Below are 24,858 nucleotides of genomic sequence, written 5' to 3' on the forward strand. Positions count from 1 at the left end.
TGATAAGATCATGAGTATGAGAGCAACCCGTGTGGGTGAGCAAATGAAAAAAGAATTGGGCGACATCTTAGGCAGAAAGCTAAAAGATCCAAGAATCGGCTTTTTGACTGTAACTGATGTCGAAGTATCCGGTGATTTGCAAATTGCCAAAGTCTACATTTCTGTTCTTGGCGACGAGAAGAAAAGAGAGGAAACCTTAAAAGGTCTTGCAAAGGCTAAAGGGTACATCCGCTCTGAAATTGGCAATCGAATCAGACTTCGCAAAACACCAGAACTGCATTTTGAATTCGACGAATCCGTAGATTACGGAAACCGAATTGAAAGCCTGATTGCTGAATTAAACACAAAAGATCACGAATAAGACGTTGAAATAAGGATAGGCGATGATCGTCTGTCCTTTTTCATCGTTTATGAAAGGAGAGAACGCAGATGATAAATGGTGTTCTTTTATTACATAAAGAAAGAGGCATGACCTCACACGACTGTGTGTTTAAAGTAAGAAAAATTTTGCGCACAAAAAAAGTCGGCCATACAGGCACCCTCGACCCAGAGGTTTCAGGTGTTCTGCCTATTTGTATCGGAAGAGCAACGAAGATTGTAGAATACTTAACAGATAAATCGAAAACGTATGATGCAGAGATCACGATTGGCTTTTCTACAACAACAGAAGACCAAACAGGTGAGATCGTAGAAGAAAAAAAGGTAGAAAAACCGATCTCAGAAAAAGAAATTGATGCGGCGCTGAAGCAGTTTGAAGGAATCATTGAACAAATTCCTCCTATGTTTTCTGCTGTGAAAATTGGCGGGAAAAAGCTCTATGAATATGCAAGAGAAGGCATTGAAATTGAACGGCCGAGCCGTGAAATTACCATTCACCGTATCGAGCGGACTACACCTGTCACATATGAAGATGGCTGTATGTCATTTAGATTCACCGTTCTATGCTCAAAGGGAACGTATGTGAGAACCTTAGCGGTTGATATCGGGAAGAAACTAGGATTTCCAGCCCACATGTCACATCTCATTCGCACTGGGTCTGGCGATTTTACACTTGATGAATGTATCACACTGGATGAGCTGCGAGAGATAAGCGAGGCAGGAACTGTGGATGAACACCTTGTCCCGGTCGAGCGTGCGCTCAATCATTTGCCGAAATGGGAGATAAATGATACATTAGCAAGTAAAGTGGAAAACGGTGCAGTCCTGCCAATGCCTGATGAATTTGCTCATTTCATAGAGGCGGATCGTGTCGCTGTATTTGCTCCTTCAGGCCGTTGTCTGGCGATTTATATGAAGCATCCGACCAAACAGAACCTGATGAAGCCGGCGAAGATCTTATCTCAGGACAAGCAATCTTAAAGAAAAGGTGACATCTCGTGAAGACTATACATATTTCACACCCACATACATTGAATCAAAAGGATCAAGTCCCGTCTGTCATGGCTTTAGGGTACTTTGACGGTGTTCACCTCGGGCATCAAAAAGTCATTGATGAAGCAAAAAGCATTGCGGAAAAAGAAGGATTGGCCTTAGCAGTCATGACCTTTCATCCGCATCCATCACATGTTTTGCAAAAGGCACGGGAACCAAAAGACTTAATTACACCGCTTGAGGATAAAATTGATTTTATTGAACAGCTGGGCGCTGACTATTTATACATCGTACAATTCAGCGAGAGCTTTGCAGCTCTATTTCCACAAGAGTTTGTGGATCAATATTTGGATGAATTGAATGTGAAGCACGCAGTAGCGGGGTTTGATTTTACGTTTGGCCGTTTTGGTGCGGGCACAATGGAAACGTTCGACGAATACGGAAAAGGCCGTATCAATGCAACCATCGTCCCTAAGCTGTCCAATCAAGACCGAAAAGTCAGCTCCACTCTCATCCGTTCGGCATTAAAAAATGGGGATGTTGAATATGTGAGCGAGCTTTTAGGCAAACCTTATCAGCTTCGCGGCATTGTCATCCATGGAGACAAACGCGGACGGACGATCGGGTTCCCGACAGCTAATGTCGGCTTATCTGCTGAATACATTATTCCGCCAACAGGGGTATATGCAGTAAGAGCAGAAGTAAAAGGTAAAGTATATGACGGCGTTTGTAATGTCGGCTATAAACCAACATTTTATGAAAAACGTCCTGATCAGCCTGCCATTGAAGTAAACCTCTTTGATTTTAACGAAGAAATATATGGCCAGCCGATCAAATTACAATGGTTCAAGCGCATTCGCAGTGAACGGAAATTTAACGGAATCCAGGAGCTGACGGCTCAAATCAGTCAAGATAAAGAAGAAGCGATTCAGTTTTTTCAAGATCAGCATAAGCAAACAAAAAAATCATAGAAAAACTGCTCTACCATTTGCAAATTCAGCATATTTTTAGTATGATTATTCCTGTAGCTTTAAAACCACTTACTTGGCAGGCCGACTTCACCGACGGCTGCGAGGTAGATGGGGCTAACATGATTTGGAGGTGAAACAGGATGGCAATTACTCAAGAGCGTAAAACGCAATTAATTAATGAGTTCAAAACACACGAATCTGATACTGGATCTCCAGAAGTTCAGATCGCTGTCCTAACAGAATCAATTAACAACTTGAACGAGCATTTACGTACTCATAAGAAAGATCACCACTCACGTCGCGGTCTTTTGAAAATGGTAGGTAGACGTCGTAATCTTCTTACGTATCTACGTAATAAAGACGTAACTCGTTACCGTGAGTTAATTAACAAACTAGGCTTACGTCGATAATCGTAAAAAGCGGGAGGATTCCCGCTTTTTTATCGTATAATCACTAATATTTTATGGTTAAAATGTTGAAAGAATGGCAAATACCCTTCTACATACAGCTTTCACATTGATATGTGAAAATCATTTTGTTCATAATAAGAACTAACTAAAATTTTACGATAAGAGAGGAGTTTATCTCAGAATGGGACAAGAGAAACATGTCTTCACCATAGACTGGGCTGGACGTCAACTGACAGTTGAAACTGGCCAGCTTGCAAAGCAAGCAAACGGAGCGGTCCTCGTACGCTACGGAGATACGGCTGTGCTTAGCTCAGCCACAGCTTCTAAAGAACCAAAACCACTTGATTTCTTCCCGCTCACTGTGAACTACGAAGAAAGACTATACGCAGTAGGTAAAATTCCTGGCGGCTTCATTAAAAGAGAAGGCCGTCCAAGTGAAAAGGCTATCCTTGCGAGCCGCTTAATTGACAGACCAATTCGTCCGCTGTTTGCAGATGGATTTAGAAACGAAGTACAAGTCATTAGTATCGTCATGAGTGTGGATCAAGATTGTTCATCTGAAATGGCTGCAATGTTTGGCTCATCTTTAGCTTTATGTGTGTCTGACATTCCATTTGAGGGACCAATCGCCGGCGTTACAGTAGGACGAGTGGATGGAAAGCTGATCATTAACCCAAATGTGGAGCAGCTTGAACAAAGTGACATCAATCTTGTGGTTGCCGGAACAAAAGATGCGATCAACATGGTAGAAGCTGGTGCTGATGAAGTACCGGAAGAAACAATGCTTGAAGCGATCATGTACGGTCACCAAGAGATTAAACGCTTAATCGAATTCCAAGAAGAAATTGTGAAGGCAGTCGGTAAAGAAAAAATCGATATTCCTTTATATGAAGTAGATCAAACGTTAGCAGACGAAGTAAAAGCACTTGCTGAAGCTGACCTGCTGAAAGCGATTCAAGTACATGAGAAGCATGCGCGTGAGGATGCGATCAGTGCTGTGAAAAAAGCTGTAGTTGAGAAGTTTGAAGCAGAAGAACGTGACGAAGCAACGATTAAACAAGCGAAAGATGTATTAAATAAGCTTGTCAAAAACGAAGTTCGCCGTCTGATCACTGAAGAGAAAGTACGTCCAGATGGACGCGGCGTAGATCAAATCCGTCCACTTTCTTCAGAAGTAGGACTGCTGCCAAGAACGCACGGTTCAGGCCTATTTACAAGAGGACAAACTCAGGCACTCAGTATTTGTACATTAGGTGCACTTGGCGATGTGCAAATTCTTGATGGTCTAGGTGTTGAAGAATCAAAACGCTTTATGCACCATTACAACTTCCCGCAATTCAGTGTTGGTGAGACAGGTCCAATGCGCGGCCCAGGCCGTCGTGAGATCGGACATGGTGCACTAGGTGAACGTGCACTAGAACCAGTCATTCCATCCGAAAAAGATTTCCCTTATACGGTTCGCCTCGTTTCAGAGGTATTAGAATCTAACGGATCTACTTCACAAGCAAGTATTTGCGCAAGCACACTTGCGATGATGGATGCGGGTGTTCCAATTAAAGCACCAGTTGCAGGAATTGCAATGGGACTTGTGAAATCTGGGGAATACTACACAGTGCTGACAGACATTCAAGGAATGGAAGATGCACTTGGAGATATGGACTTTAAAGTTGCAGGTACATCAAAAGGTGTCACAGCCCTTCAAATGGACATCAAAATCGATGGCTTGTCAAAAGATATCTTAGAAGAGGCTCTTCAACAAGCGAAAAAAGGCAGAATGGAAATTTTAGACAGCATGCTGTCAACGATTCCTGCGTCTAGAGGAGAATTGTCTCGTTATGCACCTAAAATCTTAACGATGACAATCAATCCGGATAAAATTCGCGATGTCATTGGACCAAGCGGTAAACAAATCAATAAAATCATTGAAGATACCGGTGTGAAAATCGATATTGAACAAGATGGTACAATCTTTATTTCTTCTACAGAAGAAGATATGAACCAAAAAGCGAAGAAAATCATTGAAGATCTTGTGAGAGAAGTTGAAGTAGGACAGCTTTATTTAGGTAAAGTCAAACGCATTGAAAAATTCGGTGCCTTCCTTGAAATCTTCAGTGGAAAAGATGGACTTGTTCATATTTCTGAGCTTGCGCTTGAGCGTGTGGGCAAAGTAGAAGATGTCGTGAAACTTGGCGATGAATTACTTGTCAAAGTCACTGAAATCGATAAACAAGGCCGTGTGAACCTTTCTCGGAAAGCTGTTTTACGTGAAGAAAAGGAAAAAGAAGAAAAGCAGTCTTAATGAGATCAAATAAAATGTGTTAGAAGCCAGGTATCCGTGCCAGGCTTCTTTCTTTTCTTGGGCTAACAATAGTTCTAGCTTGTTTCTCCCCATCATAATTTGTGGTAAGGGGAGGGACAACCATTGAAAAAAACGTTACCATTCATTGTGTTTGTATTTTTACTGCTCGTGTCATATCAAACGATGAAGCAGCCGGCTGCTGTTACATATATTGAATCAATGAAAGAGCATGCCGAGATTGCATCTGTTTCAAAAGATATTTTATATCAGGAAATTGAATCGAAGTCTTCTGACTATGAAGTAAAGGCGCAAAATGCTAAGATTGATAAAGTGTGGAAAAAGATGCCTGGCTTAAATGGACAGACAGTTGATATCGATGCCTCTTATGAAAAAATGAAGAAACAGGGGTCATTCGATGAAAAGCTGCTTGTGTTGAAAGAAACAAAACCATCTATTCATTTACATGAGCTTGGTCCAGAGCCCATTTATAAGGGACATCCAGATAAAAAAATGAATGCATTCCTCATCAACGTAGCTTGGGGTGACGAGCATTTAATCAACATGTTAAAAACGCTGGAAAAGCATCAAGTCAAGGCGACCTTTTTCTTAGAAGGCAAATGGGTGAAAAAAAGCACAGAGCTTGCTAAAAAAATCGTGGCAGATGGTCATGAAATTGGAAATCATTCATACAATCACCCAGATATGCGCACACTGACAAGAGAACGAGCATTAGAGCAGATAACGAAAACAAATCGCCAAATTGAAGAATCCCTTGGGAAGAAACCAAAATGGTTTGCGCCTCCAAGCGGAAGCTTTAAAGAAGAAACAGTCAAGCTTGCCAAACAAGAAGGCATGGAAACCATTATGTGGACAGTAGACACCATCGACTGGCAAAAACCATCCCCGGCTATTTTACAAAAGCGGGTGCTTGGGAAAATTCACAATGGGGCGATGATATTAATGCATCCAACAGATGCAACAGCGAAAAGTCTTGACGCACTTATCACTCAAATCAAGGAAAGAGGATATGAATTAGGGACGGTTTCTGACCTCCTAAGTGAAAAAAGACATCCGTGATGCGATCTGTTTGTTGAATAGGAGGAGCAAAACTTGGTCAAAACGTATACATGCCAAAACGGAGTAAGAATTGTACTCGAAAACAATCCCACTGTAAGGTCTGTCGCAATTGGCGTCTGGATTGGCACAGGCTCAAGACATGAGACACCTGAAATTAATGGGATCTCACACTTTTTAGAGCATATGTTCTTTAAAGGGACAAAGACAAGATCTGCACGTGATATCGCAGAATCCTTTGACCGCATTGGTGGTCAAGTGAATGCCTTTACATCAAAAGAATACACTTGCTACTATGCGAAGGTGCTTGATTCACATGCTGGCTACGCCCTCGATGTATTAAGCGACATGTTCTTTCACTCAGCTTTTGATGAAGAAGAGCTGAAAAAAGAAAAAAATGTGGTGTACGAAGAAATTAAAATGTATGAGGATACTCCTGATGACATCGTTCATGATTTATTAAGCAAAGCCATTTATGGGGATCATTCATTAGGATATCCGATTTTAGGAACAGAGGAAACACTCTCTACCTTTAACGGAGACTCGCTTAGAAAATATATGGATGAATTCTATACGCCGGACCGCGTCGTGATCTCTGTTGCAGGGAACGTAGATGAGACCTTTATTCGTGAGGTTGAAAAGCTGTTCGGTTCTTATGAAGGAAAAGGAAAAAAGCAGCCTGTAGAAGCTCCAGCATTTCATTATGACAAGCTCACACGCAAAAAGGAAACGGAACAAGCGCACCTATGCCTGGGCTTTAATGGCCTTCCAGCTGGAGATAAGGGCATCTATGACTTAATCGTCTTAAATAATGTTCTTGGCGGAAGCATGAGCAGCCGATTATTCCAAGATGTAAGAGAGGATAAAGGACTTGCTTATTCCGTCTTCAGCTATCACAGTTCATTTGCAGATAATGGAATGCTGACGATTTACGGCGGAACTGGAGCCAAGCAGCTAAACCTGCTCTCTGAGACCATCTTACAAACATTAGACGTCTTAAAGCGTGAGGGAATCACGCAGAAAGAACTAGAGAACTCTAAGGAGCAAATGAAAGGCAACCTTATGCTCAGCCTTGAAAGCACAAACAGCAAAATGAGCCGAAACGGTAAAAATGAACTGCTCCTTGGCAAACATCGGACACTCGATGAAATTATTAATGAAATCAACAGCGTCACATTAGACGGCGTGAATAACTTATCTAAACGCATCTTTACAGAAGATTATGCGCTCTCGCTTATTAGTCCGACGGGTGATCAGCCATCATAATGTAAACAACACGGCAGACTCAAAAAAGTCTGCCGTTTTATTGTAGGTAAAGAAGAAAGGGGTTCTGCTTTCATGGAACATGAAAAGCTGAAACAGCTCTCTCCACTTCTGACACAAGCTATTTCTTTCCAAGCCATGACATCTGGTTTTTCGGGAGATCGCATCTTTTTGGTTACAGTATCATCTAGTGAAAAGCTGGTGCTTAAGTTATCAGACATTCAAACGTATTCGCGCTATAAAAGAAAAGCATCATTTCAGCGGAATTTAAAAGATCGAGGGGTTCTTTGTTCTGAAGTAATTGAGATTGGAATGAGTGCTGAACTAAACTGTACCTATCGTATTTTCTCCTTTATCGAAGGCGAGAATGCTAGAGACTCCATCCATCTACTTACAAATGAAGAGCAGTATGAAATCGGGAGGCGGGCAGCGAGAGAGCTAAGTTTGATGCATACATGCCGTGCATCTTCTCATGTTCGTCCGTGGGATGAGAAAGTCATAGCAAAACATGAACGGTATGTACATGCCTATCAATCAAGTGGCGTGACGTTTTCCAATGATCAGTTTGTATTAGATTTTATCAAGTCGAATGTTGATGCGGTAAAAGAGAGGCCTAACCAGTTCCAGCATGATGATTTTCATTTAGGGAATATCATCATACAAGGTAATCAATATGCCGGTGTGATTGATTTCGATCAATCCGACTGGGGCGACCCGGTTCATGACTTTTATAAATTGTCCTTATTTAGCCGAGAAAGCAGCATTCCGTTCTCAGCTGGACAACTGGATCAATACGTGAGTACGCAGTCCACAAACGATTTTTGGCTTCTTTTTTCTATCTATACAGCAATGAGCTGCTTTTCATCTATCATCTGGACGCTTTCCTATGATCCGGGGCATGTAAAAGACATGGTGAAACGAGTGGAGAGAATGCTGACAGATCATAATGGCTTTCATCAACTTAAGCCTGTTTGGTATACCAACTCGCATCATACATAACTTGAAAAGAGCAGGACGGTCTATTTCTTCCTTTTGGTGCATATATGATACGGAAGGGAAGTGATGCGATTTTGAGGCTGAGTGAACTGTCAGGAAAAGAGATCGTCGATATTAAAAGAGCGGAGCGGCTTGGTGTGCTTGGACAAACCGACCTTGAAATCAATGAACAGGACGGTCAAATTACAGCACTCATTATACCTTCCGTGAAGTGGTTTGGCTTTCGAAAACAAGGAAATGACATCCGCGTCCCGTGGAATCACATTCAAAAAATAGGATCAGATATGATCATTCTCGATGTGCCTGCAGAACTTCAGCCGCACGGAGAAAAAGAGCACCCGCAATAAAGGGTGCTCTTTTTCTTTTCTCTCTCTGATTCGTTCACAGGCTGAATCCTCTCCTCATATGCTGAAAGGGAGATTCAGAAAATATTACAGACTTTTTTAAATAAAGAAGGTGAACGGTCAGTATGTTGAGCGGTTTAACGGTTGCGGTGATCGGGGGAGATGCAAGGCAGCTTGAAATTATTCGCAAGTTGTCACAGCAGCATGCCAAAGTATTTTTGGTTGGATTTGACCAGCTGGATCATGGATTTATCGGTGCTGAAAAGCTGAAAATGTCTGAACTTCCATTCGAACAAGTAGACAGTATGATCCTGCCGGTATCTGGGGCAACGGATGAAGGCGTTGTTGCTACAGTTTTTTCAAACGAGCAGGTCTTGCTGGAAGCCAAATATTTAGAAAGAACCCCTGCCCATTGTATCTTGTACTCAGGTATTTCAAATACGTACTTAGACAATCTGGCAAAGCAGGTGAACCGGAAGCTTGTGAAGCTGTTTGAGCGAGATGATATTGCCATATATAACTCTATTCCAACAGTTGAAGGAATTATCATGATGGCCATTCAGCAAACGGACTATACGATTCACGGGTCTCATGCCGCTGTTCTCGGACTTGGAAGAACAGGACTCACCATTGCCCGCACATTTCGGGCACTAGGGGCAGACGTAAAAGTAGGGGCGGCAGACACAGCACATTTAGCGCGGGCATTTGAGATGGGGCTTAATCCATTTTCAATGGACCAGTTAAAAGAGGAAGTAACGGATGTTGATATTATCATCAATACCATTCCAAGTCTTGTATTAGATTCATCTGTCATCGTCAGCATGACACCAAAGACACTCATTTTGGATATCGCCTCACGCCCAGGCGGAACAGACTTTGACTTTGCACAAAAGCACGGAGTGAAGGCACTTCTTGCACCAGGACTCCCGGGGATTGTTGCACCAAAAACAGCAGGACAAATCATTGCAAAAGTGCTTTCCGGGCTTTTATGTGAACTTGCGGAGGAAAAAAGGGGGATGGAATCATGACAACATTAAAAGGGAAAAGAATCGGCTTTGGTTTAACAGGTTCCCACTGTACGTATGAAGCTGTTTTTCCGCAAATCGAAGCGCTTGTAAAAGAAGGGGCAGAGGTGCGTCCAGTGGTGTCGTACACGGTGCAGAGCACGAATACGAGATTTGGAGATGGAGCCGAGTGGATCGAGCGGATTGAGAAGCTGACTGGATTTCAAGCGATTGACTCAATCGTGAAAGCAGAGCCGCTCGGACCTAAGCTGCCGCTTGATTGTATGGTCATTGCTCCTTTAACTGGAAACTCGATGGCGAAATTTGCAAATGCCATGACAGACAGTCCTGTTTTAATGGCTGCTAAAGCAACCATACGGAATCATCGACCTGTCGTTTTAGGTATCTCAACAAATGATGCGCTAGGTTTAAATGGTACAAATCTGATGAGGCTGATGTCGACAAAGAATATTTTCTTTATTCCGTTTGGTCAGGATGATCCATTTAAAAAACCGACCTCTATGGTCGCGAACATGGATCTGCTATCTCAAACAGTAGAAGAGGCTCTCCAGCATAGACAAATTCAGCCAATTTTAATTGGACCAAACGAATAATAGATTCACTAGAAAATCATGAAAGATTCAAAAAAGATGCTTCAAGCCTTGCTTTTCTATGGTAAAATAAAATGTAAAAAGTCATAGGATGGCCATCCGAAAGAAAAGAATCATGGATGGGTCGGAAGGAGTTTTACTGATGGGAAGAGGATTGCATGTAGCTGTAGTTGGAGCGACTGGAGCTGTCGGTCAACAAATGTTAAAAACACTAGCTGACAGAGATTTTGAAATGGATAAACTTACTCTACTATCCTCAAAACGTTCTGCTGGAACAAAAGTGACATTCAGAGGTCAAGAGTACACTGTTCAGGAAGCAACACCTGAAAGCTTTGAAGGAGTGAACATCGCATTATTCAGTGCTGGAGGAAATGTTTCTAAAGCGCTGGCTCCTGAAGCAGTCAAACGAGGTGCGATTGTTGTTGACAACACAAGTGCATTTCGTATGGACGAAAACATCCCTCTTGTCGTACCAGAGGTAAACGAAAAAGATTTGTATGATCATCAAGGGATCATTGCAAACCCTAACTGTTCAACGATTCAAATGGTAGCGGCCTTAGAACCGCTTCGTCAGGCGTATGGAATGAAAAAAGTCATTGTCTCTACGTATCAAGCAGTTTCAGGTGCGGGACATGAAGCCATTGACGAACTATACAGCCAATCACAAGCCATTTTAAATAAAGAGGATGTAACACCAGAAGTCATGCCTTATCAAATTGCATTTAATGCGATCCCGCAAATTGATAAATTCCAAGACAACGGTTATACATTCGAAGAAATGAAAATGATCAACGAAACGAAAAAAATCATGCATATGCCTGAGCTGGAAGTAGCGGCAACATGCGTAAGGCTTCCAATTGAAACAGGTCATTCAGAATCTGTCTACGTCGAACTAGAATCAAATGATGCAACAGTGGAAGACCTCAAATCAATTCTAAAAGATGCACCAGGAATTACGCTGCAAGATGATCCGTCTCAGCAGATTTATCCAATGCCTGCAGATGCTGTTGGGAAAAACGACGTATTTGTCGGCCGCATTCGGAAAGATTTGGACCGTCCAAACGGGTTCCATATGTGGATTGTATCTGATAACCTGCTTAAAGGCGCTGCATGGAACTCAGTTCAAATTGCAGAAAGCTTAAAAGCATTAAAATTAGTTTAACATTCAATGGATGATGAGGACGAACAGAAGAGAGTTAGGCATCTTTCGCCTGCTCTCTTCTGTTACGTCAGAATGAACTTGGAGTGAAAACAGTGAAAATAATTGTCCAAAAATTTGGCGGTACATCTGTCAAAGATGATCAAGGTAGAAAAAGGGCACTTGCACATATCTTATCTGCAAAAGAGAAAGGCTATAAGTCGGTTGTCGTCGTTTCTGCAATGGGACGAAAAGGCGATCCCTATGCGACAGATACGCTGCTTGGTCTGCTTTACGGCAGCGCGCAGCATATGACAAACAGAGAAAAAGACTTGCTTGTTTCCTGCGGAGAGAATATCTCAGCTGTTGTGTTTTCAAGTATGCTGAATGAAAACGGTCTAAAGGCTGTAGCGATGACTGGAGCTCAGGCAGGCTTTGTGACAGATAAGGAGCATACAAGTGCGAAAATTATTGACATGAAGTGCGAACGTCTGGAGGCTGCACTGTCTGAACATGATGTTGTCGTTGTTGCTGGGTTCCAGGGAGCGGCGAAAAATGGAGACGTGACAACAATCGGACGAGGTGGCAGTGATACGTCCGCAGCTGCTTTAGGCGCTGCATTGCAGGCAGACTTTATTGATATTTTTACAGATGTAGAAGGCGTTATGACAGCAGATCCCCGCATTGTTGAAAATGCAAAACCGCTGAGAGTCGTGACATATACGGAAATTTGCAACCTCGCATATCAAGGGGCAAAAGTCATTCACCCGAGAGCTGTCGAAATTGCGATGCAGGCAAAAGTACCAATGAGGGTCCGTTCAACATACTCTGATGATGAGGGCACACTCGTTACATCACACTACTCCGATAAAATGAGCCATGATGTGTATGACCGCCTCATTACGGGTATTGCACATGTCAATGATGTGACGCAAATCAAAGTCCCTGCAAAAGAAGGACAGTACAGCGTACAAACAGAGGTCTTCAAAGCAATGGCAAACGCACAAATCAGTGTCGACTTCTTCAACATTACACCGAGTGAAATTGTGTATACAGTGACAGGTGCAATGACAGAAAAGGCGACGTCGATCCTAAAAGATCTTGGCTATACGCCAATTGTGACAACAAATTGTGCGAAAGTATCAGCTGTTGGCGCAGGCATTATGGGTGTACCAGGTGTCACATCAAAAATTGTAACGGCTCTATCCGAGCAAAACATTCCGATTTTACAATCGGCTGACAGTCATACGACCATTTGGGTGTTAGTGAACGAAGAAAACATGAGAGCGGCTGTCAATGCCCTGCATGAAGTGTTTGAACTTTCAAGATAAATGTGATTGAATCATGATGAGGTGAAAAAAATGAATTTCGGAAATATCGCAACAGCTATGATTACACCTTTTGATAAAAAGGGCAACATTGATTTCCAAAAGCTATCAATTCTCATTGATTACTTGTTAAAAAACGGCAGTGACTCCTTAGTTGTTGCAGGGACAACAGGCGAATCGCCAACTTTATCGAATGAAGAAAAAGTTGCTCTTTTTCAGCAATCGGTCAAATTAGCAAATGGTCGTTGTAAAATCATTGCAGGAACAGGCAGTAATAATACAAATGCGTCTATCAAACTAACGAAAAAAGCAGAAGAAGCGGGCGTTGATGCAGTGATGCTTGTCGTACCTTATTACAACAAGCCATCACAGGAAGGCATGTATGCACACTTTAAAGCCATTGCCGAGTCTACATCTCTTCCTGTCATGCTTTACAATGTACCAGGAAGAACGGCAGCTTCATTAGCACCAGAAACAACGATTAAGCTTGCGCAAATACCTAACATTGTTGCCATCAAAGAAGCAAGCGGCGATCTTGATGCTATGACAAAAATCATTGCAGAGACGCCAGAAGATTTCGACGTATATTCAGGGGACGACAGTTTAACACTTCCGGCTGTATCTGTTGGTGCAAAAGGAGTTGTCTCGGTTGCGTCTCATATCGTAGGGCTGGATATGCAGCAAATGCTGAAAAGCTATGCTTCAGGCCAAACCGCTAATGCAGCATTGATCCACCAAAAGCTGCTTCCTATCATGAAACAGCTTTTCTCAGCGCCAAATCCAACGCCTGTCAAAACAGCCCTTCAGCTGAAAGGACTAGACGTCGGATCTGTTCGTCTCCCGCTTTTGCCATTGTCAGAAGAAGAGAGGCTGGATTTAAGCAGCGTTTTAAACAGCTGATCAAAACAAAAGATTTCGTAAGCGGTCATTCTCAGATGTCCCTGAGTATGACCGTTTTTTATACATAAACACTTTCTTAAAATGTGACTTCGTCTTGTTTTCTAAAATTAGATTCAGTTATAATAGCATTAAGCGATGATGGACGGGCTTGAGACTAGGAGGATAAGAATTTTGAAAAAGAAAAATACAGAGAACGTAAGAATTATTGCACTCGGAGGCGTTGGAGAAATCGGGAAAAACTTATATGTCATTGAGATTGATTCGGACATATATGTAGTAGATGCAGGTTTAATGCATCCAGAAAATGAAATGCTGGGCATTGACGTCGTCATTCCCGATATCTCTTATTTAACAGAGCGTGCTGATCGGGTGAAAGCAATTTTTCTTACCCACGGACATGATGAAGCAATCGGAGGCGTATTCCATTGCTTGAGCAAATTGTCTGTACCAGTCTACGGAACGAAGCTGACCCTTGCGTTACTTCGAGAAAAATTAAAGCAGTATGGCTTCAATCAAAAAGCTGATTTGCGTGAGGTACATGCGAAATCAGTTATTACTTTTGAAACAACAAAAGTATCGTTCTTTAGAACGAATCACAGCATTCCTGATTCAGTTGGGATCAGCTTCAAAACCTCTCTTGGTTCAATTGTATGCACAGGTGATTTTAAATTTGATCAAACCCCAGCGCTTAACCAAGCCTGTGACATCGGAGAGATTGCGAAAATTGGAAACAACGGCGTTTTAGCACTGCTTTCAGACAGTGCAAATGCTGAAAAACCAGGCTATACACCTTCTGAGGCGCTCGTCCAAGACGAAATCTCAAATGCGATGTACAATGCTGAAAATCGTGTGATTGTTGCTGTGTCTTCATCTAATATTAACCGTGTGCAGCAGATCATTAATGCAACAATTCAAAATGGACGTAAGCTTGCCGTTGCGGGGAAGAATATGATGACAACTCTTCAACTGGCGATCAAGCTTGGTTATGTTACAGCAGACGAAGAGTTATTTGTACCCGTTCAAGAAGTGAAGAAAATGGCGAAAAACGATGTAGTCATCCTGACCGCTGGAAGCCACGGAGAGCCGCTTGCTGCTTTAACAAAAATGGCGAAGCAAAATCACAAACAGCTTCATATTGAAAAAGATGATACGGTTGTGATTGCATCTACACCTCTTCCTGGACAAGAACTCACATACTCTAAAACAGTGGATTTCCTTACAAGAAGCGGAGCACAAGTCATTTTTGCGCAAAAACGCGTGCATGTATCTGGACATGGCTGCCAAGAAGAGTTAAAGCTAATGCTGAACTTACTAAAACCGAAGTATTTAATTCCGGTGAATGGCGAATATCGTATGCAAAAAGCACATTCTCGTATTGCTGAAGAAGTAGGCATGAAACGCAGTGACATTTTCTTGATTGATAAAGGAGATGTTGTTGAGTTTAGAGGACAGAACGTCAAAATCGGTGAAAAAGTTCACCAAGGGAACATTTTAATCGATGGTCTTGGTGTTGGTGATATCGGAAACATCGTGTTACGCGATAGACGTCTATTGTCTCAAGACGGCATCTTGATTGTTGTCATTACGCTCGATAAACAAAAGAAACAATTAATTTCTGGACCTGAAATCATCACAAGAGGATTTGTCTATGTAAGAGAATCCGAAGAGCTGATTGTGAAAGCAACAGAAATGGTCAAAGGGATTGTCAAAGAGCAAACGGAAAACTCAATTGTTGAATGGTCAACATTGAAACAATCCATGCGCGATGTGCTCAATCAATTCCTATATGAAAAAACAAAACGTAAGCCGATGATCATTCCAATTATTATGGAAGTGTGATGAGAAAAGCCCAAAGAGTATAAGCTCTTTGGGCTTTTTTGATGTGGCATGAGGAATGCGGATGGAATATGCCCTATTTGTTCATAATAGGAGAAGAGTTTGAGGAAAGGATGGAGACAAATGGACGAAAAGAATGAACAGCAGCCTGAGCGAAAGCCAGAAGAAAAAGACAGCATTATGAGCAAAATACAGCAGCTCGGTGAAACAGCCGTTCCGCAGCTGCCGCAAGATACAAATATCCATTGCCTCACCATTATTGGACAAATTGAAGGCCACATGCAGCTTCCGCCGCAAAATAAAACAACTAAATACGAACATGTCATTCCACAAATCGTAGCTGTTGAACAAAACCCGAAAATAGAAGGTCTTCTGATCATCTTAAATACAGTAGGGGGAGATGTTGAAGCAGGACTTGCGATTGCAGAAATGCTTGCTTCTTTATCGAAACCAACTGTCTCGATTGTGCTTGGCGGCGGCCACTCCATAGGTGTCCCGATTGCTGTATCGTGTGACTATTCGTATATTGCAGAAACAGCTACGATGACCATTCATCCTGTGCGTTTAACAGGTCTTGTGATTGGCGTTCCGCAAACCTTTGAATACTTAGATAAAATGCAGGAAAGAGTCATTAATTTTGTCACAAGCCATTCCAACATTACAGAAGAGAAATTTAAAGAGCTTATGTTTTCAAAAGGCAATTTGACAAGAGACATCGGAACAAATGTCGTTGGTCATGAGGCAGCAGAATACGGGCTCATGAATGAAGTGGGCGGTGTAGGACAAGCGATTAAAAAGTTGAATGAACTTATCGGAGACAGAGCATCTCAAAACGAGGGGCTGATCCAATGATTTTATATACGCCTATGCCATATGAAGCCATTTACGCTGAGGAACAGGGAGAACGCAAACTCCAGCAGGTAAACATTCAAGGTGTGCCAGTGATGGTTGAAATGAAAGAAGATGAAGCAGAAATCGTTCAAGTCATGAGTACCAATCCAATGGATTTTCTCAATCAAGAGCTTGCACCAGGCAAGCGGTTGAAGTTACATTTAGGCACCAATCAAACCGACTCATATGAATGATTCTATGCTATAATAAAGGGAAAACTTACAACAAGATGCAGCCAAAACCAGGCTGCTTTCTTTCTGATCTTTCGGTAGGTTATATTTTCTTTCGTAGTAAGGTGATGAGTATGGCTAAAAAGAGAAAACGGAAAACGAGAAAAAAACAAAATAAACAGCTAAAACTGAAATATGAATTAAATGGGTTAGTCTGTATTGCCATAGCGATCATTGCCATTTTACAGCTGGGCGTTGTTGGACAAACCTTTGTACATCTATTCCGATTCTTTGCAGGTGAATGGTTCATTCTCTGCCTTATCGGATTATTTCTTTTTGGTGTGACGATTTTCTGGAAAAAACAAATCCCAGATATTTTAACAAGAAGAAAAGCAGGTCTCTACTGCATCATTGCGAGTATCTTGCTTTTGTCACATGTAAAGCTCTTTCAGCATCTTTCATCTGCTGGCGTCATTGGCTCTCAAAGTGTGATTAGAAATACATTTGAGCTATTCTTGATGGATATGAAAGGGGAAACAGGATCGCCTGATTTAGGAGGCGGCATGATCGGCGCCGTATTGTTTGCTGCTTCTTATTTCTTATTTGCGCAAGCAGGTTCGCAAATCATGGCGATTGTTCTGATGCTGATTGGAATCGTCCTGATTACAAACCGATCCCTTCAGGAAATGGTGAAAAAAGTGACGATTCCTGTATCACAATTTATGGTGAAGCAGTGGAAAGCGTTTGTTGAAGATATGAAAGGAATCAGGCAGGCAAAAAAGAGCGCATCCTCTCAGAAAACAGGTGAAAAGAAAAAACGTTCACGCATTCCAGAAGAAGAGGATGATCTGATTTTGATCGAAGAGGAAACGCCGTCTTCTGATAATAGCCAGCCGATTATTTCAAGCTTTGCAGACAGAGATGACATTCTCACCCCGCCGGTTCAAAAAAAGCAGGCGGCAAAAGAGCCAGCGCCTCTTCAGGACTCTGTGCAAAGTGCATCAGTTCAATCAGATACAGCCGATGAACCAAAAGAGGCTCCGCCGATGACATTTACAGAACTTGAAAACAAAGATTACGAATTGCCGTCACTTGATATTTTGGCAGAGCCCCAGCATTCAGGTCAGCAAACAGATAAGAAAAATATTTATGAAAATGCCAGAAAGCTTGAAAAAACATTTCAAAGCTTTGGTGTGAAAGCAAAAGTCACACAGGTTCATTTAGGTCCAGCTGTGACCAAATATGAAGTCTATCCAGATGTCGGTGTAAAGGTCAGCAAGATCGTCAATCTAAGTGATGATTTAGCCCTTGCCCTTGCAGCAAAAGACATTCGTATTGAGGCGCCGATTCCTGGTAAATCAGCCATCGGCATTGAAGTTCCGAATGCAGAAATTGCTATGGTTTCATTAAAAGAGGTATTAGAATCGAAGCAAAATGACCGTCCAAATGCTAAGCTCCTCATTGGACTCGGCCGTAATATCTCGGGTGAAGCTGTGCTTGCTGAAATGAACAAAATGCCGCATTTGCTTGTAGCAGGTTCGACTGGAAGCGGAAAAAGTGTGTGTATCAATGGTATTATCACAAGCATTCTCATGAGAGCGAAACCTCATGAAGTGAAAATGATGATGATTGATCCAAAAATGGTTGAATTAAATGTGTATAACGGCATTCCGCATCTTTTGGCTCCTGTCGTAACAGACCCTAAGAAAGCCTCGCAGGCCCTTAAAAAAGTAGTCAGCGAAATGGAACGCCGCTATGAATTGTTTTCGCATACGGGGACAAGAAATATTGAAGGATACAATGATTACATTAAACGGATGAATCAAACAGAAGATGCTAAACAGCCGGAGCTTCCTTATATTGTTGTCATTGTAGACGAGCTTGCAGATTTAATGATGGTCGCTTCCTCTGATGTGGAAGATTCCATTACACGACTTTCTCAAATGGCTCGTGCTGCGGGAATTCATTTGATTATCGCCACACAAAGACCTTCTGTTGATGTCATTACAGGTGTCATTAAAGCTAACATCCCGTCCCGCATTGCCTTTAGTGTATCCTCACAAACAGATTCAAGGACGATCCTTGATATGGGAGGCGCAGAAAAGCTGCTGGGCAGAGGGGACATGCTGTTTTTACCAGTTGGTGCAAACAAGCCGGTTCGTGTGCAAGGCGCCTTTTTATCAGATGAAGAAGTGGAACATGTTGTGGATCACGTGATCACACAGCAAAAAGCTCAATACCAAGAGGAAATGATTCCGAGCGAAGAAACGCAGGATCAGCTTGCGGCTGTAGAAGATGATCTGTATGATGAAGCAGTTGAATTGATTATCGGCATGCAGACGGCATCTGTTTCTATGCTGCAAAGAAGATTCCGCATCGGTTATACCCGGGCGGCACGTCTCATTGATGCAATGGAAGAGCGAGGCGTGGTAGGCCCATATGAAGGAAGTAAACCGAGAGAAGTTCTTCTCTCAAAAGAACAGTATGACGAGCTCTCTTCATAAATTGAAGAGAGCTTTCCTGAAAAATAGTAAACGATAGTATGATTATGTCAACTGGATGTCAGACTATTTATTTATTTGCAAAAACATGATATAGTTATGTTCAACTTATCTCGGAATAGAGATTTCTCATCTTATCATTTGCATTGATTAGACGGAGGGAAAACATGTCGACCAAAACAGACAATCGCCATTTATATTTGAAAGTGATTGACCGTATTAAAGAAGATATTCAAACAGGTGTTTATGCCGAAAAAGAAAAGCTGCCTTCTGAGTTTGAGCTCTCAAAGCTTTTAGGTGTGAGCAGAGCGACACTGCGTGAAGCCCTTCGTATATTAGAAGAAGAGAAGTATTTAATTAGAAGGCATGGGGTAGGGACTTTCGTCAATTCAAGACCGCTTTTTTCGACAGGCATAGAACAGCTGACAAGTGTCACGAAAATGATTGAGCAGGTCAATATGACGCCTGGCACCATCTTTTTATCCTCGCAAGAAGGGGAACCAACAGAGAATGATGTCATTCGTTTTCAGTGTGAAAAATCTGATGGGATTTTTTCTATGGAACGCGTTCGAACGGCAGATGGGCAGCCTGTTGTTTATTGTTTAGATAAAATTCCGGTTAAACATCTTCCTGCTTCTTTTACACATGAAGAAGAGTCGCTTTTTGAGCTGTTTGGAAGAGAACCGCACAGCGGGATTAAATATGCAGTTGCTGATATTGAACCAATTGGCTACCACGATCAGGTCTCACCGATTCTAGATTGTGACCCTGAAACGGCGTTATTATTATTGAAACAAATGCACTATGATCAGGATGATCAGCCGGTCTTATACTCCCTCAATTATTTTCGAGCGGATAAATTCAGCTTTCATGTCATACGCAAACGATTTTAATAAGCAGTCGCTTCTATAGGCGGCTGCTTTTTGTTTGCCCATACATAATACTCGTCAAACTTGCCACACTAATACGTAACAGTATATAGAATTGGGTGAATGATGTTGGGCGAGAAAACAGTCAGTCAAAAGAATATCATTGCATTATCATCGGTGCCTCTAATCATGACACTAGGGAACTCGATGTTAATACCAGTATTGCCAGAGATAGAAAAGAAACTCTCGATTACTTCCTTTCAAGTCTCTCTCATTATTACGGTATATTCGGTTGTAGCCATCTTATGTATTCCAATCGCCGGTTACTTATCAGACCGGATTGGGCGGAAAAAGGTACTGCTGCCGTGTCTTTTAATCGCCGGACTTGGGGGAGCTGTGGCAGCAGTCGCCTCAACGATCATGAAAGAACCTTATATGTGGATTCTGTTTGGCAGGGTCCTTCAAGGGATTGGTTCAGCTGGAGCCGCACCTGTCGTTATGCCGTTTATTGGAGATTTGTTTCATGATGATGAAGAGGTGAGTGCAGGACTTGGCGCCATTGAAACCTCTAACACAGCAGGAAAGGTACTAAGCCCTATTATTGGGGCACTTCTTGCTTCATGGTTTTGGTTTGTGCCGTTTTGGTTCATTCCGTTCTTTTCGATTATCAGCTTTCTCATGGTACTGTTCATGGTAGAGTCGGCGAAAAAAGAGGAGGATCCGCCTACATTTAAAGAATTTTTAAAATCAACAAAGACCATTTTTAAGCATGAGGGACGATGGCTTTATGCCATTTTTGCTATTGGCGGTTTTATTATGTTTCTTCTTTTTGGTGTGCTCTTTTACTTATCCGATAACCTAGAGGCGGCTTATCAAATAAAGGGCGTCAAAAAAGGGCTTCTGCTGAGTATTCCACTCCTTTTTCTATCAATCAGTTCCTACATTGCTGGAAAAACGATTGGAAAAGAAAAAGGAAAAATGAGAATCTTTTTAATCGTAGGGATGGCTTTGTTATCACTTTCTTATATTTTTTTATGGTGGAATCACAGCTTTTACGTATTGTTTATCTGTTTAAGCATTGGCGGTGTTGGCATTGGTATTGTCCTTCCTGCCCTTGATGCGCTGATTACTGAAGGAATTGAAAAAGAGCAGTGCGGTACCATTACGTCATTTTATAGCAGTATGCGTTTTATCGGTGTTGCTTTAGGACCTCCGATTTTTGCCTATCTTATGGATAAAGGAGACTCCATTGTTTTTATTCTCTCGACCATTTGCAGTCTCATTTCACTATTTTTGGTCCTCTTTTTCATCCAGCCAGATGAAAAGGATGAGAGTGAACAATTGAAAACGGTTTAAAATATAGAAAAAAGATGGTATTTTGCCATCTTTTTTCTTTTTTATAAATTGACATGTAAAATTTTGATAGTTAAACTAATGTATAGTAATATCTTTTAAATTATCCCAAATTGGAGGTGTTCAAAAACATTCATTTTCTGTCTTTCTTTAGGCAGAAATTGAGCTCGCGTGCTGATGATGGAGATATGCTTCTTCAACACGAAAGGACAATTGAATAGGTCATCCTGCCATTTGAAGGAGACGCAGTCAGCACTTCAGACACGCTCAAATACAGCAAATTGATTGAAGAACTAGAAGGAGCTTGAAGCAGCTATGTTGCAAATAATTAAAGCAAGATGGATTGTATTAGTGGTGTGGATGATAACAGCTGTGATTCTGTTTATTACTGCGCCCGATTTAGAGGAATTAACGAGAGAAAAAGGGCAATTAAAGGTTCCGGAGGGGACACCAACAGCTGAGGCACTTCACCTATTGGATAAGCTGTCAGATAAGAACGGGAAAAAAGATACAGGTGTGCTTGTATTCTCCGAACAACATCTGTTCCCTGCGAAAGAGCAGGAATTAAAAAAGGCTTTAGCTGCACTCACGACAAATGCCCCAGAACTCCACATTGACGGAATTACTTCGTATTTTCATGTAGATCCGGACATTCAAAAACAACTTTTATCAAAGGATAAAAGTACACTTCTTGTTCCATTCAAATTCGACCACTACGAAACAAAAGCTGTGAAGATTAAAGAACAAATTGAGGAAGTTTTAAAGCCCTATCATGTCTCATATGAAATAACGGGTCAAAAATTTGTGGATTCAGATGTCATTCAAAGTTCTCAACAAGGTCTGAAGAAAACTGAACTTATCACGATGATCTTTATTTTCTTTATTTTAATCATTGTTTTCAGATCGATATTGGCACCTGTTGTTCCGCTCATTACGATAGGCATTTCTTACGCTGTCAGCCGGTGTATTGTGGCTTTTCTCGTAGAATATACACAATTTCCTCTATCTAATTTTACTCAGATTTTTATGGTAGCCATTATGTTCGGTATCGGAACGGATTATTGTATCCTGCTGTTAAGCCGTTTTAAAGAGGAGATCAGTCAAGGCCGTGATGTCAAAGAGTCGATTATCGTCACGTATCGATGTGCAGGGAAAACGGTATTTTTCAGCGGCTTAGCCGTGTTAGTCGGCTTCTCAAGTATTGGATTTGCTAAATTCCAATTGTATCAATCAGCCGTTAGTGTTGCCGTTGGAGTAGGCATTCTGCTGATTGCCCTTGTCACCATCGTTCCCTTTTTTATGTCTGTTTTCGGAAAATCTCTATTCTGGCCATCTAAAAGAGAAAACATTCGGCACCCGCAAAGTAAAATGTGGGAATGGGCTGGGCGTTTTTCATTTAAAAGGCCGCTGATCAGCTTAGGGTTAGTTGCTCTTATTACGGTACCTCCTATTCTGATGTACGATGGCACTCTATCTTATAACAGTTTAAATGAAATTGGGAATAAGTATGAGTCGGTGTCTGCATTTAATACGATATCAGAGCAATTTGGCTTTGGTGAAGCGCTGCCGCTGAATGTGCTTGTCGAAAATGATCATAAGCTAGATAATCAAGAAAAGATTGTCATGATAGAAAAACTGACTCGTAAACTAAATGACATTGACGAAGTCAAAACAGTCCGCAGTGTCACGCGTCCTGTTGGGGACGGGCTGAGCCAGCTTTATGTCACTTCTCAAGCGAAAGAGCTTGGAGGAGAACTTGGCAAAGGCCATGAAGGAATTGGGAAAATTTCAGATGGTTTGACCGAAACAAATCTCGCCCTTCTTAAACAAAAACCAAAAATTGAAGAATCCGCTCAAGGCATTGACCAGCTGATTGATGGAACAAAAGCAATCAAAAGCGGTATCGGAGAAGTCAGGGAATCCTTAATCTCTTTAGAAGATGGGGTGAGACGCAGTAAGGAAGGCGTCGGCACCATTCGAAGTAAAATCAAAAAAGCGAAAAAAGAATTAGAGCAAGAATATCGCAGCAGCGAAACGATGATTCAAGAGCTAAAGCGAGTGGTGAATACACTGGAACGCCATGCGAAATCGAATGAGCAGCTGATGACAACCATTAAGAAAGTAAAGAAGTCTTATGAAAATCTATCATTTGAAGCACTAGAAAATCGTCTTCCAGAAGTAAAAGACATGGATGAATATAAAGAAATCAAGAAAGTATTCAAAGAAACAAAAGGAATGCTTGATCAAGCAGGGGAGCAAATGAGTGTATATGAAGAGGAAGCCTCTCACTTTAAGCAAAAGATCAAGCAAGCAGATCAAGTGATTCAAACCTTATCAAGCAAACAAAAAGAAGTAAAACGTCAAGTGAAAGCACTCATGGATGGGCTTGATCAAATTTATGACGGACTTGACCAAACAAATGAGGGCCAAAAACAGTTGATTAAAGAAATGCCTAAAATTGAAGATGGTGCAGATCAGCTGACAGACGGCCAAAAAGCCATCAAAAAAGGATTTAGCCAGCTTTCATCAAAACTTACGTTGTTAACAGATGGATTAGGTGAAAGCATTGAAGGGCTTGAGCAGGTCAAAAGCGGTTTCACCGAGGCTGACGGCTATTTAAAGCAGCTTCAGCAAGCGCCTGATGAAGAAGTAACGGGCTGGTTTATTCCAGAAGAAGTGCTGAAACGCCAAGAATTTAAACAAATCTTTCATACGTATATGTCTCCAGATCGTAAATTAACGACTTTTGAAGTCATCTTAAATGTGAATCCATACAGCAATGAAGCGATGAAAGGTGTCGCGAAAATTGAGGAAACCCTTGATCATTTTTTACCTGTCAGTGGACTCAAAAATGCCAAATACGGTGTATCTGGTATCTCAAGTTTAAATGTGGACTTAAAAGAAACGTCTGACGGTGACTTTATTCGAACTGTCATCTTTATGTTAATTGGTATTTTTATTATTTTAATTATTTTATTACGGTCAATCGTCATGCCGATATACTTAACACTTTCACTGATTTTAACGTATTTTACATCAATCGGGGTAACAGAATGGATCTTTAAAACATTTTTTGGCTACGATGGTGTCAGCTGGGCTGTCCCATTTTTCAGCTTTGTCATTCTTGTGACGCTCGGGATCGATTATTCCATCTTCCTCATGGATCGTTTTAATGAATGGAAGGGAGAACATGTACAAGCATCGATGATATCAGCGATGAGAAATATGGGTTCTGTTATTATTTCTGCAGTGGCCATTTTAGCGGGTACGTTCGCTGCTATGCTGCCATCTGGAGTATTATCGCTTGTTGAAATTGCAACGGTCGTACTCATTGGACTTTTATTATATGCTTTTGTTGTATTGCCTCTCTTTATTCCGGTCATGGTTCGTATTTTTGGTAAATGGAATTGGTGGCCGTTTAGAATGAAATAACGACTGGCGTCTCTGCTATGAGCAGAGGCGTTTTTATTTCCTATCCTTTCCTCTGATTGATATAATGTCTATTAAATGGCTGTTTCACGTATATATC

21 protein-coding genes are annotated in these 24,858 nt (G+C 41.6%); all 21 read left to right on the forward strand.

Annotation, left to right across the window (positions count from 1 at the left end):
- Window positions 1-10 precede the first annotated feature (10 nt).
- The 21 genes from rbfA to M1D81_RS08540 all read left to right on the forward strand — a co-directional run bounded on the left by rbfA (window position 11) and on the right by M1D81_RS08540 (window position 24,761).
- Window positions 11-361 carry a 30S ribosome-binding factor RbfA gene (gene rbfA / locus M1D81_RS08440; protein WP_007499525.1) on the forward strand — a complete coding sequence of 117 codons (351 nt, stop codon included), beginning with the start codon at window positions 11-13 and terminating at the stop codon, window positions 359-361.
- 68 nt (window positions 362-429) lie between these two features.
- Window positions 430-1,359, forward strand: a complete 930-nt coding sequence (gene truB, locus M1D81_RS08445; protein ID WP_456265072.1) for a tRNA pseudouridine(55) synthase TruB — start codon at window positions 430-432, stop codon at window positions 1,357-1,359.
- Window positions 1,360-1,376: 17 nt separating this feature from the next.
- Window positions 1,377-2,342, forward strand: a complete 966-nt coding sequence (ribF, locus tag M1D81_RS08450) for a bifunctional riboflavin kinase/FAD synthetase (RefSeq protein ID WP_456265071.1) — start codon at window positions 1,377-1,379, stop codon at window positions 2,340-2,342.
- A 140-nt stretch (window positions 2,343-2,482) separates the two neighbouring features.
- Entirely contained in the window at window positions 2,483-2,752 is a 270-nt protein-coding gene (rpsO, locus tag M1D81_RS08455) for a 30S ribosomal protein S15 (protein ID WP_008354438.1), read from the forward strand.
- A 181-nt stretch (window positions 2,753-2,933) separates the two neighbouring features.
- Entirely contained in the window at window positions 2,934-5,051 is a 2,118-nt protein-coding gene (pnp, locus tag M1D81_RS08460) for a polyribonucleotide nucleotidyltransferase (RefSeq protein WP_024424134.1), read from the forward strand.
- 123 nt (window positions 5,052-5,174) lie between these two features.
- Window positions 5,175-6,128: a polysaccharide deacetylase family protein gene (locus M1D81_RS08465; RefSeq protein WP_456265070.1), complete on the forward strand. Its 954-nt coding sequence runs from the start codon at window positions 5,175-5,177 to the stop codon at window positions 6,126-6,128.
- Window positions 6,129-6,161: 33 nt separating this feature from the next.
- Window positions 6,162-7,391: a M16 family metallopeptidase gene (locus M1D81_RS08470; RefSeq protein WP_456265069.1), complete on the forward strand. Its 1,230-nt coding sequence runs from the start codon at window positions 6,162-6,164 to the stop codon at window positions 7,389-7,391.
- 72 nt (window positions 7,392-7,463) lie between these two features.
- The gene (locus M1D81_RS08475) at window positions 7,464-8,387 is read left to right on the forward strand and encodes an aminoglycoside phosphotransferase family protein (protein WP_456265068.1); all 924 of its coding nucleotides are present in this window, start codon (window positions 7,464-7,466) and stop codon (window positions 8,385-8,387) included.
- Between the two features lie 71 nt (window positions 8,388-8,458).
- The gene (locus tag M1D81_RS08480) at window positions 8,459-8,731 is read left to right on the forward strand and encodes a YlmC/YmxH family sporulation protein (protein ID WP_456267140.1); all 273 of its coding nucleotides are present in this window, start codon (window positions 8,459-8,461) and stop codon (window positions 8,729-8,731) included.
- A gap of 122 nt (window positions 8,732-8,853) precedes the next feature.
- Window positions 8,854-9,756 carry a dipicolinic acid synthetase subunit A gene (gene dpaA / locus M1D81_RS08485; RefSeq protein ID WP_456265067.1) on the forward strand — a complete coding sequence of 301 codons (903 nt, stop codon included), beginning with the start codon at window positions 8,854-8,856 and terminating at the stop codon, window positions 9,754-9,756.
- Window positions 9,753-10,346, forward strand: coding sequence for a dipicolinate synthase subunit B (gene dpaB, locus M1D81_RS08490; RefSeq protein ID WP_024427009.1), 594 nt, complete (start codon window positions 9,753-9,755; stop codon window positions 10,344-10,346). Before dpaA ends, dpaB begins: the two co-directional genes overlap by 4 nt.
- A gap of 139 nt (window positions 10,347-10,485) precedes the next feature.
- On the forward strand, window positions 10,486-11,505 hold the full coding sequence (gene asd / locus M1D81_RS08495) for an aspartate-semialdehyde dehydrogenase (protein WP_456265066.1): 1,020 nt from the start codon (window positions 10,486-10,488) through the stop codon (window positions 11,503-11,505).
- Between the two features lie 92 nt (window positions 11,506-11,597).
- Window positions 11,598-12,812 carry an aspartate kinase gene (gene dapG, locus M1D81_RS08500; protein WP_034281880.1) on the forward strand — a complete coding sequence of 405 codons (1,215 nt, stop codon included), beginning with the start codon at window positions 11,598-11,600 and terminating at the stop codon, window positions 12,810-12,812.
- Between the two features lie 30 nt (window positions 12,813-12,842).
- Window positions 12,843-13,709, forward strand: coding sequence for a 4-hydroxy-tetrahydrodipicolinate synthase (dapA, locus tag M1D81_RS08505; protein ID WP_024427012.1), 867 nt, complete (start codon window positions 12,843-12,845; stop codon window positions 13,707-13,709).
- A 171-nt stretch (window positions 13,710-13,880) separates the two neighbouring features.
- Complete coding sequence (gene rnjB / locus M1D81_RS08510) at window positions 13,881-15,548, forward strand: ribonuclease J2 (RefSeq protein ID WP_456265065.1); 1,668 nt, start codon at window positions 13,881-13,883, stop codon at window positions 15,546-15,548.
- A gap of 120 nt (window positions 15,549-15,668) precedes the next feature.
- Complete coding sequence (locus M1D81_RS08515; protein WP_024424124.1) at window positions 15,669-16,397, forward strand: ClpP family protease; 729 nt, start codon at window positions 15,669-15,671, stop codon at window positions 16,395-16,397.
- Window positions 16,394-16,630, forward strand: a complete 237-nt coding sequence (locus M1D81_RS08520) for a YlzJ-like family protein (protein ID WP_008344712.1) — start codon at window positions 16,394-16,396, stop codon at window positions 16,628-16,630. The genes M1D81_RS08515 and M1D81_RS08520 overlap by 4 nt, the downstream gene beginning before the upstream one ends.
- A 110-nt stretch (window positions 16,631-16,740) precedes the next feature.
- A complete protein-coding gene (locus M1D81_RS08525) occupies window positions 16,741-19,110 on the forward strand; it encodes a DNA translocase FtsK 4TM domain-containing protein (RefSeq protein WP_456265064.1) in 2,370 nt (789 codons plus the stop codon).
- A 164-nt stretch (window positions 19,111-19,274) separates the two neighbouring features.
- The gene (locus M1D81_RS08530; RefSeq protein ID WP_456265063.1) at window positions 19,275-20,000 is read left to right on the forward strand and encodes a GntR family transcriptional regulator; all 726 of its coding nucleotides are present in this window, start codon (window positions 19,275-19,277) and stop codon (window positions 19,998-20,000) included.
- A gap of 102 nt (window positions 20,001-20,102) precedes the next feature.
- Window positions 20,103-21,332, forward strand: a complete 1,230-nt coding sequence (locus M1D81_RS08535) for an MFS transporter (RefSeq protein WP_456267139.1) — start codon at window positions 20,103-20,105, stop codon at window positions 21,330-21,332.
- A gap of 312 nt (window positions 21,333-21,644) precedes the next feature.
- Window positions 21,645-24,761, forward strand: a complete 3,117-nt coding sequence (locus M1D81_RS08540) for an MMPL family transporter (RefSeq protein ID WP_456265062.1) — start codon at window positions 21,645-21,647, stop codon at window positions 24,759-24,761.
- The last annotated feature ends 97 nt before the right edge of the window (window positions 24,762-24,858 follow it).

This window comes from Bacillus sp. JZ105 (assembly GCF_053903125.1).

Coding starts and splice junctions, on each gene's coding strand:
- dpaB (WP_024427009.1), top strand. CDS start 9,753: ATGACAACATTAAAAGGGAAAAGAATCGGCTTTGGTTTAACAGGTTCC.
- M1D81_RS08525 (WP_456265064.1), top strand. CDS start 16,741: ATGGCTAAAAAGAGAAAACGGAAAACGAGAAAAAAACAAAATAAACAG.
- M1D81_RS08530 (WP_456265063.1), top strand. CDS start 19,275: ATGTCGACCAAAACAGACAATCGCCATTTATATTTGAAAGTGATTGAC.
- rpsO (WP_008354438.1), top strand. CDS start 2,483: ATGGCAATTACTCAAGAGCGTAAAACGCAATTAATTAATGAGTTCAAA.
- pnp (WP_024424134.1), top strand. CDS start 2,934: ATGGGACAAGAGAAACATGTCTTCACCATAGACTGGGCTGGACGTCAA.
- M1D81_RS08520 (WP_008344712.1), top strand. CDS start 16,394: ATGATTTTATATACGCCTATGCCATATGAAGCCATTTACGCTGAGGAA.
- dapA (WP_024427012.1), top strand. CDS start 12,843: ATGAATTTCGGAAATATCGCAACAGCTATGATTACACCTTTTGATAAA.
- asd (WP_456265066.1), top strand. CDS start 10,486: ATGGGAAGAGGATTGCATGTAGCTGTAGTTGGAGCGACTGGAGCTGTC.
- M1D81_RS08515 (WP_024424124.1), top strand. CDS start 15,669: ATGGACGAAAAGAATGAACAGCAGCCTGAGCGAAAGCCAGAAGAAAAA.
- M1D81_RS08475 (WP_456265068.1), top strand. CDS start 7,464: ATGGAACATGAAAAGCTGAAACAGCTCTCTCCACTTCTGACACAAGCT.
- rbfA (WP_007499525.1), top strand. CDS start 11: ATGAGTATGAGAGCAACCCGTGTGGGTGAGCAAATGAAAAAAGAATTG.
- M1D81_RS08535 (WP_456267139.1), top strand. CDS start 20,103: ATGTTGGGCGAGAAAACAGTCAGTCAAAAGAATATCATTGCATTATCA.
- M1D81_RS08540 (WP_456265062.1), top strand. CDS start 21,645: ATGTTGCAAATAATTAAAGCAAGATGGATTGTATTAGTGGTGTGGATG.
- dpaA (WP_456265067.1), top strand. CDS start 8,854: ATGTTGAGCGGTTTAACGGTTGCGGTGATCGGGGGAGATGCAAGGCAG.
- truB (WP_456265072.1), top strand. CDS start 430: ATGATAAATGGTGTTCTTTTATTACATAAAGAAAGAGGCATGACCTCA.